General features: G+C 56.5%; 9 protein-coding genes. 4 read left to right on the plus strand and 5 right to left on the minus strand.

Annotated features, from left to right (window positions below; translation table 11 throughout):
• Both L995_RS31765 and L995_RS05535 read right to left on the minus strand, forming a co-directional pair.
• A partial coding sequence (locus tag L995_RS31765; protein WP_047469970.1) for an AzlD family protein occupies positions 1-161 on the minus strand: 161 nt, incomplete at its 3' end.
• Between the two features lie 3 nt (positions 162-164).
• A complete protein-coding gene (locus tag L995_RS05535; protein WP_016446045.1) occupies positions 165-902 on the minus strand; it encodes an AzlC family ABC transporter permease in 738 nt (245 codons plus the stop codon).
• On the opposite strand from L995_RS05535, the gene L995_RS32800 reads away from it, so the two are divergent.
• The 3 genes from L995_RS32800 to L995_RS05545 all read left to right on the plus strand — a co-directional run bounded on the left by L995_RS32800 (position 893) and on the right by L995_RS05545 (position 2065).
• Positions 893-1201 carry a hypothetical protein gene (locus L995_RS32800; protein ID WP_126312283.1) on the plus strand — a complete coding sequence of 103 codons (309 nt, stop codon included), beginning with the start codon at positions 893-895 and terminating at the stop codon, positions 1199-1201. The genes L995_RS05535 and L995_RS32800 overlap by 10 nt on opposite strands.
• 10 nt (positions 1202-1211) lie before the next feature.
• The gene (locus L995_RS05540; RefSeq protein ID WP_047469976.1) at positions 1212-1526 is read left to right on the plus strand and encodes a DUF4148 domain-containing protein; all 315 of its coding nucleotides are present in this window, start codon (positions 1212-1214) and stop codon (positions 1524-1526) included.
• Positions 1527-1594: 68 nt separating this feature from the next.
• Positions 1595-2065, plus strand: a complete 471-nt coding sequence (locus tag L995_RS05545; protein WP_047469978.1) for a macro domain-containing protein — start codon at positions 1595-1597, stop codon at positions 2063-2065.
• Positions 2066-2266: 201 nt separating this feature from the next.
• Here L995_RS05545 and L995_RS32805 read toward each other — a convergent pair whose 3' ends face one another.
• From L995_RS32805 to L995_RS32810, 3 genes are read right to left on the minus strand one after another with little or no spacing between them, the layout of a single operon-like run.
• Positions 2267-2671: a hypothetical protein gene (locus L995_RS32805; RefSeq protein WP_074932063.1), complete on the minus strand. Its 405-nt coding sequence runs from the start codon at positions 2669-2671 to the stop codon at positions 2267-2269.
• Between the two features lie 2 nt (positions 2672-2673).
• A complete protein-coding gene (locus L995_RS05550) occupies positions 2674-6081 on the minus strand; it encodes an RHS repeat-associated core domain-containing protein (protein WP_156135991.1) in 3408 nt (1135 codons plus the stop codon).
• Entirely contained in the window at positions 5981-7489 is a 1509-nt protein-coding gene (locus L995_RS32810; RefSeq protein WP_231574359.1) for a DUF6531 domain-containing protein, read from the minus strand. Before L995_RS32810 ends, L995_RS05550 begins: the two co-directional genes overlap by 101 nt.
• A 787-nt stretch (positions 7490-8276) precedes the next feature.
• Between L995_RS32810 and L995_RS05560 the strand changes: the two genes are divergently transcribed.
• The gene (locus L995_RS05560) at positions 8277-8813 is read left to right on the plus strand and encodes a MarR family winged helix-turn-helix transcriptional regulator (RefSeq protein ID WP_043791990.1); all 537 of its coding nucleotides are present in this window, start codon (positions 8277-8279) and stop codon (positions 8811-8813) included.
• Positions 8814-8938 lie beyond the last annotated feature (125 nt).

The following is an 8938-nucleotide window of genomic DNA, read 5'->3' on the forward strand; positions in this document are numbered from 1 at the left end:
CCGCGTATCACCGAGATCAGCACGCAGCCCGGCAGGCTTTCCATCACGTACTGCATGCGCGGGCTCAGCGTGCGCCCGCGCAGCAGCAGGTAGCCGATCACCCGCGTGAAATACGTGCTGCACGCCATGAGCACCAGCGTCAGCACGGTTGTGGCTTCCATCGCTCAGCTCCTGGGCGCCAGCAAGGCCGCGCAGATCAGGCCCGAGACGGCGCCTGCCGCCACATACCAGGCGCCAGGCACCAGCTTGTAGACCAGGGCCGCCGTCAGCAGGCTCACCAGCCAGGGCCGGCAAGGCCTGACGCCCTTCCACATGCCGCGCAGCAGCACCAGAAACACGGCGGTGAACGCCATGTCGAAGCCGTACTGCTCCAGGTCGCCAATGCGCGGCCCCAGAAAGGCACCGGCCGCCGTGCACGACACCCAGGCCATGTACAGGCCTGCCGACACGCCCATGTAGTAAGGCAGGCTCACGCGCCGCGCGGCACTGCGCTGGGCGTCGGCCAGGGCCAACGCCCAGCTTTCGTCGCACATGAAGAACAGGGCCGGCAGCGCACGGCGCCTGGGCAGATGGCGCAGATAGGGCGCCAGCGCCGCACCCATCAGGATGTGCCGGCAATTGACCAGGAAGGACATGGCGACGATCAGCAGCACATGCGGCGGCGAGGTCCACAGCCGTATGGCCGTGAACTCCGAGCCGCCGCCGAAGTTCATCCCGGTCATGAGAGGAACTTCCAGCGGTGCAAGCCCCTTTTGCACGGCCTGGGCGCCCAGCACCAGGGCAAAGGGCACGAAACCCAGCATCACGGGAATCGCATCCCTGAAGCCGCGAAAGGCCTCGGAACTGCGGGAAACGGAATCTGCCGAAACGGCAGCGGGGGAAAGTGGAATGGATGAAGACATGGAGAGCGGCGATTGTCGGCCTGTGCCGCTGGAATTTGCTGCCGATTCATGCTTCCACCAGCCATTTGACAGATGTTTATGCCGATTTATTGGAGCAACTGGAAATAATCTGCCGCACACAGGCTGATCAACCCATTTCCATGGCTGGCGGCGCTCCTCGGATGGCCGCGCCTGCCCTCCAGGCATTTCACGAAACCCAACGGCCATTGGCTCCCGCCATGCTGCAGTGCGTCGCAAACGGCTGTGCCGGCCAGGGCGGCAGCGGGACCATGAAGCCCTCATCACTTCGCTTCACCTGAAAGGTTCCCCATGCGCACTTCCGACTTCACCCGCTTCATCGCCCTGGCCGCCCTCAGCCTGGGCCTGGCCGGCACCGCCCTCGCCCAGGACGCCACGCCCTCGTCCACTGCTGCCCCCACCGACCTCAGCCGCGCCCAGGTGCTGGCCGACCTGGAAATGTGGCACCGCGCCGGACTCACCTATCTCTCCGACCGCGAGATCGATGTCCGCTCCACCGAATACCAGCGCGGCCTGGAGCGCTACCAGCAGCTGCGCGCCAGCCCCGCCTACCGGGAGGCCGTGACCAGACTGGAGAAAGGGCATGCGGTGGCTCAAGACAAGTGAGCGTTGGGGTGACGCGAGGCGCGAGATACTGTGCAGTTTCCGCACCTGCGAGCATCGCCCCTCACTCCATGAATATCCGCATAGTCAACGGCGACCTTCTGGACCAGGACGTTGAAGTCATCGTCAACTCATGGAATAGAAACATCATTCCCTGGTGGCTGTTGATCCCCCAAGGCGTGTCCGGCGCAATCAAGCGCAAGGGTGGACTGCAGCCATTCCTGGAGGTTGCGCGGGCCGGCCCCATTCCTCTGGGCGATGCCGTCCTGACATCTGCCGGCAGACTGCCTTTCAAAGGCATCATCCACGTGGCGGGCATCAATCTTCTTTGGAGGGCGTCACAACTCTCCATTGAGAAGTCCACACAGTCGGCCCTTCAACTCGTCAACGATCACGGCTTCAAATCCGTAGCCTTTCCCCTCATCGGTTGCGGATCTGGAGGCTTCAATGAAGACACTGCCATCCGCATCATGAAGAACACCATTGCCCAAGTCGAAACGAGGGCAGCGGTTGTGCTGGTCGTTTTTGGCAAGGCACGATAGTTGTTGTAACGGTCAAAGCTCGGATACCGCAGGTCGAACCTAGTCGTCTGCGCATAGCTGAAGCCGCTGACCGTCTGGCCTTAGCCCCAGGCGCCCGTGGTGGGCCGCACTTCACCAAAGCCTGAGATCAGCCATTGCCAAGCCACCTGCTCCTGCGGCTTGGCCAAGCATTAAAATCCAATCGATTTTCAGAGAAGAATTCTATCTATTCAATAAAGCACTGTTGAAATACTGATTGGAAATTTGTTGAAACACATAAAGAGAGATATCTCTGGAATTATGTATTTCTTCAAAATGCTCTAGAAAATTCGGCAGTTCCATAGAGATAAAATAGTCCAAATCCCAATTATTTAAACCCTCCAATGACAAAGGCAAGTTATGAATTAAATTCAACACACGCCCAGCACTAGTTAATTTAGATTGTTTAATCTGCTGCAAAGCCTCACCAATGCAGTATTTCAATATATTACGCGAACTATCCACCTCAATTTCTCGCCAGCAGCTCAACACCTCTTCCAATGAAGAAATAACTGTATCATTCACCCTATTATTAAATAAAATATTTCTACTAGAAATGATGATTTCATTGATTTTTCTTAGTTCCATTTTTAATAACCTCCCCATGTGAATTCAAGATCTGCGGATCCTCTGTAAGCACCGTATGGCAAATCCACCCTTTTTATCGGAACATCTAAAACTCCAGCCCTAGGAGCCGCCAACGCTCTATGATGACCATCCAGAATATACAACCGCCCATCATGCGCAGTCACCACCAACGGATTAGATATTCCATTAACCCGAATATCTTTAATCAATCTATCTAACTGCCTATTACTCATTGTCTGTCCATGAGTTGCGAATAAGTCTCCAATCTTGGCAGTTTCTTGTATTCCACCTTTTGCTGCACAAAACGCCCCCGACTCCACACCCTCAGAGATCCCCCGCGCAATCGGCAGCATCCTAGAAACACCCGTCGGAATCTGCGCCACCAGCGGGCTGATCGCCGCAGGCGATGCCAACGCCCCGTTGACTCCAGACGCCCCGGCAATGAACTCCGTGATCGCCGGACCGTACCGGTAGTACAGGCCTTGTATTCTTCCCAGCACGGGGTGCAGGCCTTGCGGGTCCACATCGTTGAGCGGGTTGTTGGCTACATACCCAAACCGATTCCATCCTCCAGCCAACCCGATCGGGTCCGCCTGGATATACCGACCCGTCGCCGCATCGTAGTACCTGTGCAGGTTGTACGACAGCCCCGTCTCTTCATCAAACACCTGCCCCGGATACCGCAGGTCGAACTTCACCGCCTGCGCATAGCTGGGGCCGCTGACGGTCTGGCCGTAGCCACGGTCGCCCGTGGTGGGACGCACTTCCCCAAACCCCGAGATCAGCCATTGCCAGGCCACCTGTCCCTGCTGATTGGTCAGGCGCCTGGGCGTGTTCAGGTGGTCCGTGTGGATGGCATACAGGCGCCCGTTGATCTCTGCCGCAATGGGCATGGGACCGCTGGCCGTGGGCAGGTAGATGATTTCCGTGCTGTCGCTCTGGCCTGCGGGCGCTGCGCTGTTGGCGCTGCGCTGGTTGGCGTACTGGCCCAGCACGGTGCTGCCTATGCCGTCTTCGGCATACAGGGTCTGCAGCGTGGCCGGTTGACCTGCGCCCCGGGCATCGCTCTTGAGCACGCGCTGGCCCAGGGCGTTGTAGACGTAGCTGACGGCTCTTGCGTCGGCAGCGTCTGCGTATTCACCGGCCTTGGCGATGCGGCCGTCCGCGCCGTAGTGCAGGTGGTTGTCGCCCTTCTTGACCAGGGCGCCCGCAGCGTCGTAGCTGAAGGTCACGTTGCTGTTCTGCGCCGCGCTGCCCGGGCGCTGCAGCGTCTGGGCATAGCTTTGCAGGCGATTGGTGCCCGCAGCCGTCTGGTAGCTGCGCTTGAGCGTGGAGGTGCCCGATGCCAAGGCGTTGGTGTAGTGCACCTCCGTGCGATTGCCATTGCCATCCCAGGCATAGCCGGAGGCGCTGAGCTCGATGGTGTCGGCCAAGCTCCAGCCCGTGGGCAGCGTGAGGCCCGCAGGCGCGCTGTGGGCGCTGGCCGTCAGGCGCCCCACGGCGTCATAGCTGAAGGCGCTGGACAGCTTGGCCTGCTGGGCCGCCGCCGTGCCCGGCAGCATGTGCTGCTGCTGGATGAGGCTGATGCGGCCCGCAGCATCCCAGGTCAGGTTCAGCAGTTGGCTGCTGGCCAGTTGGCCTGCGGTGTTGTAGCCACGCTGCTCGGCCAGGGTGGCCGTGGCGCCGGGCTGCTGCGCAAAGCCCGTCCATTGCCAGGCCGTGGGCTGGCCCAGCGGGCTCCAGGTCAGGCCGGTGACCAGGGGCTGGCCGTTCCACTGCAGGCCCGTGATCTGACCTGTGCTGTCATACAGGTAGGTGGCCTGCCTGCCGCTGGGGTAGGTGATGCTTTGCAGTTCTCCGCCTCCGCCCTGCCCGGCAGGTACATAGGAGTGGATCAGCGACTTGGTGTCGCCATTGGCAAGGATCTGGCTCTTGCGCAGCACCCGGCCCAGGATGTCGCGCTGGTACTGGGTGGTGACGCCGGGGTCCTGGATCTCGCTGAGGTGGCCCGTGCTGGCCTTGGGGGCACCGGGGCCGTTGTAGGTGGTGCCGGGCAGGTCGTAGCGCAGCGTGGAGGTTGCGGTGCTGCCGTACTGGAGTTGGGTGGGACGGCCCAGGGCGTCGCGCTGCACGGCGAGGGTGCGGCCTGCGGCGTCCTTGGCGGTGGCGACCAGACCGCGCTGGTCGTAGGTCAGGGAGTTGGCACCTATGTCCGGTGATTTTTCCTGGGTCATATTGCCCAGGCCGTCACGGCCATAGTCCGTCGCCACTTGCCGGAAATCCTTGACCTGGCTAACAAGATCTGATGGCGTGTATGCAAAATACATGGCCGAAGTCTGATTATCCATTGCATAGATTCTGCGGAATCTGTCCCTTGTTATTCTCAGAGACTTTCCAAATCCATCCACAATCGACGTCAAATCACCGCTATCGTCGTAACCGAAACTTGTCTTCTGACCATCGCCCTTTGTGACGCTGGCAACTCGGTTGATCGCGTTGATGGTACGACTCACTTCGTATGCGACACCTGATGTCGTGCCAACTTTCTCTTGAATCTGGTTCCCCATGCCATCCAGGACATAGGATCCTGAAGCGCCACGGTTGTCAGACCACCCCGTCAGTCTCTGAGCAGCATCATATTGATAGCGGAGTACATATCCATTTGAATACTCCACTTTCTGAACAAGACCATTAGCAAAGTATTCATATTTCGTATTTAACCCCAAAGAGCCTATGCTGGCGAGTCTCCCCCTCGCATCATACGTCAACTGGTATTCCGCACCATTCGACCCAACGAATGACAGAAGACGACCCAAACCATCGTAGCTGGAAAACCGGTCAATATGTCCCAAGGCATTTGTTTCCGTCAGGCGGTTGTCTTTTTCATCATAGGTATATGACGCCACCAGACTGCCGGAATCCTTGAAATAGTGCAGATTGCCTCTGTCATCCCATGACCAATCAAGCGCCCTGCTGTCTCCCGCTCCGCTGGTAACACTGCGAGTCAGGTTGCCACGGCTGTCGTACTCCATATCCCTGACCAAACCATCACCTGTAATTCTGATGGGCTTTCTCAGCACAGGATGCCAGGAGATGCGAGTAACCTTTTCACCCTTGTTCTGGGATATCTCTATAGGCAGATTTCGCTTTTTATCCCATTGATATGCAGTCAAATACCAGTTGTAGCCAGAGTGCTCCTTCAGAAAACCATCGTTGTCATAAAAAACATTTTTGACAGGATCATCCTGATAGATGGTTACGCGTGAGGTGGACGTTGAACTATACACCCGCCCTCCAGGAACGGATGTATTAGCGACATACACGGTTTCCCAACGGGGAAGTGACTGCTGTAGAGGATGAGTGATAAGCGAACCGAAATTCTTCCACCCCGGCATTTTTTCTCGAAACAACTACCTTCTTGTCGTTGTATATATATTCGCCAACCCTTGCCCCCGTCTCATCAATCTTACCCGCGAGCATGCCTCCATCTTCGTATAGATACCCCTTGGCAGAACCGTCGTTGTACTTCACGGACACAAGAAGACCTGCTTGGGCCTCGAACTGAACCGCATGCCCATGGCTGGGAATCATCCGAGACACCAGTCCAGTCGCGTCATACTCAAAGACAATGCTTCTAGAGAAATTGTTTCCGATTTTCAGCAGCTGCCCGTGATCGGAAAATATATATTCATAATAATCTCCGTTGGGCAAGGTCTTTTTGGACAAACGGCCGTTGTTGTCAAATTGATACTTGACCTCACGCTCATTGATATAAATCCATCCATTGTCAATTCGAAAGAACTGGCGCCCCTTCATTGCACTGACGAACTCGCCGGGGGTGTAGCTCCCACTAGATTCAGGCAAATTAGACCCAGGAATAAATCTGTAAAAAATGGCCTGATCACCAGCGGCAGAAGCAATGATGACGGATTCGTGATCTCCTTTTTTCAGAGCTTTTGTTCTGTCGCCTTTCAATGGATCAATATTGTTGCGCTCAAACTTTAGCCAGATGACGTGATTGTTTGACCAACCTTTTCCATAAGAGACCGGCGGATGCTCAGCACGACCATTGGCCCAGGCGCTGTTATATACGCGTACCACATCCAGTGAGGCGGGGCGCTGATCCTGAAAATCTTTATCATACTCCACCTTGTTGCCTGTGGCGACTTGAACAGGATTTCCGACAGTACCGGGAAATGAGCCCAAAGGCATTCCAAATTCGCCTCTTGTGCACATGGGAGCAACTTCTTCCACCATCGGTGGTTGCAAAGATGCAGGATTTGCACGCCAGCAGCCGCTGCTGCTAATATCATTAAAATATGTGCCTGTCCAATCCACTGGGCCTGTCACTCTGTCATAACAGTCTGCATATCTCAAACTATTAACATAAAATGACCCTCCCCCATACGGTGGCCCCGGACATTCTCCTTTTGAGTTAGCAAACTGATATTGATACCATCCACCAGTTCTGTATCCCAATAATTGTTTGGAATTTATAAATCCATCATAGTGATGAGAATTTGGGGGATTTACCCCAGTTTCAAAATAACACATGCCTTCATCTTTAACAAAAGCGAACTCTTGCTCCATCACTTCTTCAACTGAGTTCCCACCGAAACGCGGACCTTGATGAGTCCATGGCGAAGTAAATAATGGAGTCAAGCTGCACTCGACGCCATGAATCAATGAGTATTTATTTTCTATGCATGCCTTCCCATAGTCCGCAGCATGAGCCGGCATTGAAATAATCGAGACAATCAATACGAACAATTTTATAAAAACTCTCAAAATACCCCTCCCAATATTTTCGAAATCCATAATCAAGTTAAATTCCTTGAATACACATAGCACACAGCAATGACATTGCATCACCGTGTTTGGCGTTACGGAATCACATTTTTCTTACAAAGAAGAACGCTGTCAACTCAAATCGCGACAGCATTCCAAATTCCTGGCACACCAGCTAGCAGAGATGCCCCCTCAACAACACAGGCATACAGCAAATTCATTGCAAATCAATGGGTTGCACATCATTCGTAATACTGATCAATTCGCTATGCCCCAGCACTGGTGACCCGAATCAAATCAGGAACGTCCAAGAAGGAAGTGAGAACAAATCGATAGACACTGAATCCTCTGCCATCCCAAGGCTTCTTCCACAAATTTCCAGCACCGCCCAGCGGGATGCAGTAGGCGATGAAGCCAGGCCCACAGCCCGCGCTCAACAGCAGGCAGGCTTGCCTGGCAGCGCATTGAGACTTTTCCGGGAAAACCGGTCAAAACAAGCAAAATCAAGTGGTCGCTTTCGGTGTCCAACAGTCGCACCCTGACGAATCCATTGGCGATCGAGTACTCGTACTCATCAAGCAGGCACCCTTTCAGGATCTGCGCAACGCACCACCTCGGCAAATAGGAGGATTCGGACAGTAGGCCGTTCGAGCTGGCACCGAGGCTGGCCGCGCTCCTAGTCCTGCCCCGGTCATCGTGCTGCGTCCACAAGGCTCCAAAGACCCTCTCTCCGACCCTGTCACACATCCGTCCATGCCTTCTGCAATAATTGCCGCAACAATCATTGCGCAGTCAATCATTTCACTTGCAAGACACCATGACCCAGCCACCCCTGCCCAACGGCCTGCAGCCCTCGGACTTCTACAGCCCTGGCAGCTACACGCCCTTCGAGAGCGTGGGGTTCCTCATGCGCAAGGTGCTCAGCTCCATCCTCCAGCAGGCCGATGCGCAGTTGGCCGAGCATGAGCTGACCTATGTGCAGTGGCTGCCGCTGTACAAGCTGCTGCTGTGCAGCGACGCCACGAATGCCGGCATGGCACGTGACCTGGGGCTGGATCCGGCCTCCATCACGCGGGCGCTGGACCGGCTCGAATCCAAGGGCATGCTGCGGCGCGAGCGCTCCACGGTGGACCGGCGCGTGGTCAAGCTGGTGCTGACCGATGAAGGCCGCGCCATGGCGGCCAAGGTGCCGCAGGTGCTGTCCAGCGTGATGAATGCCCATATGGCCGGCTTCAGCCATGACGAGTCGCGCCAGCTGCTGGACATGCTGCGCCGCCTGCTGGCCAATGGCGATGCGATGCGCGCGCCGGAAGCCGCGCCGCCGGCCCCTGCGCCTGCCACGCCCGTCGGCTGACAGCGCCAGCCCCCTTTTTCCGCCCCGGTTTCCGATTTCCTGATTCTTGACCCCCAAACAGGCAGACCACCATGCCCAAATCCTCTGTTTCCGTGTCCGCCGCGCCCCGCCGCGTGGCCGCCGCA

It is taken from the genome of Delftia sp. ZNC0008, from assembly GCF_000799035.1.
In the GTDB taxonomy this organism is placed as follows: Bacteria; Pseudomonadota; Gammaproteobacteria; order Burkholderiales; family Burkholderiaceae_C; genus Comamonas; species Comamonas tsuruhatensis.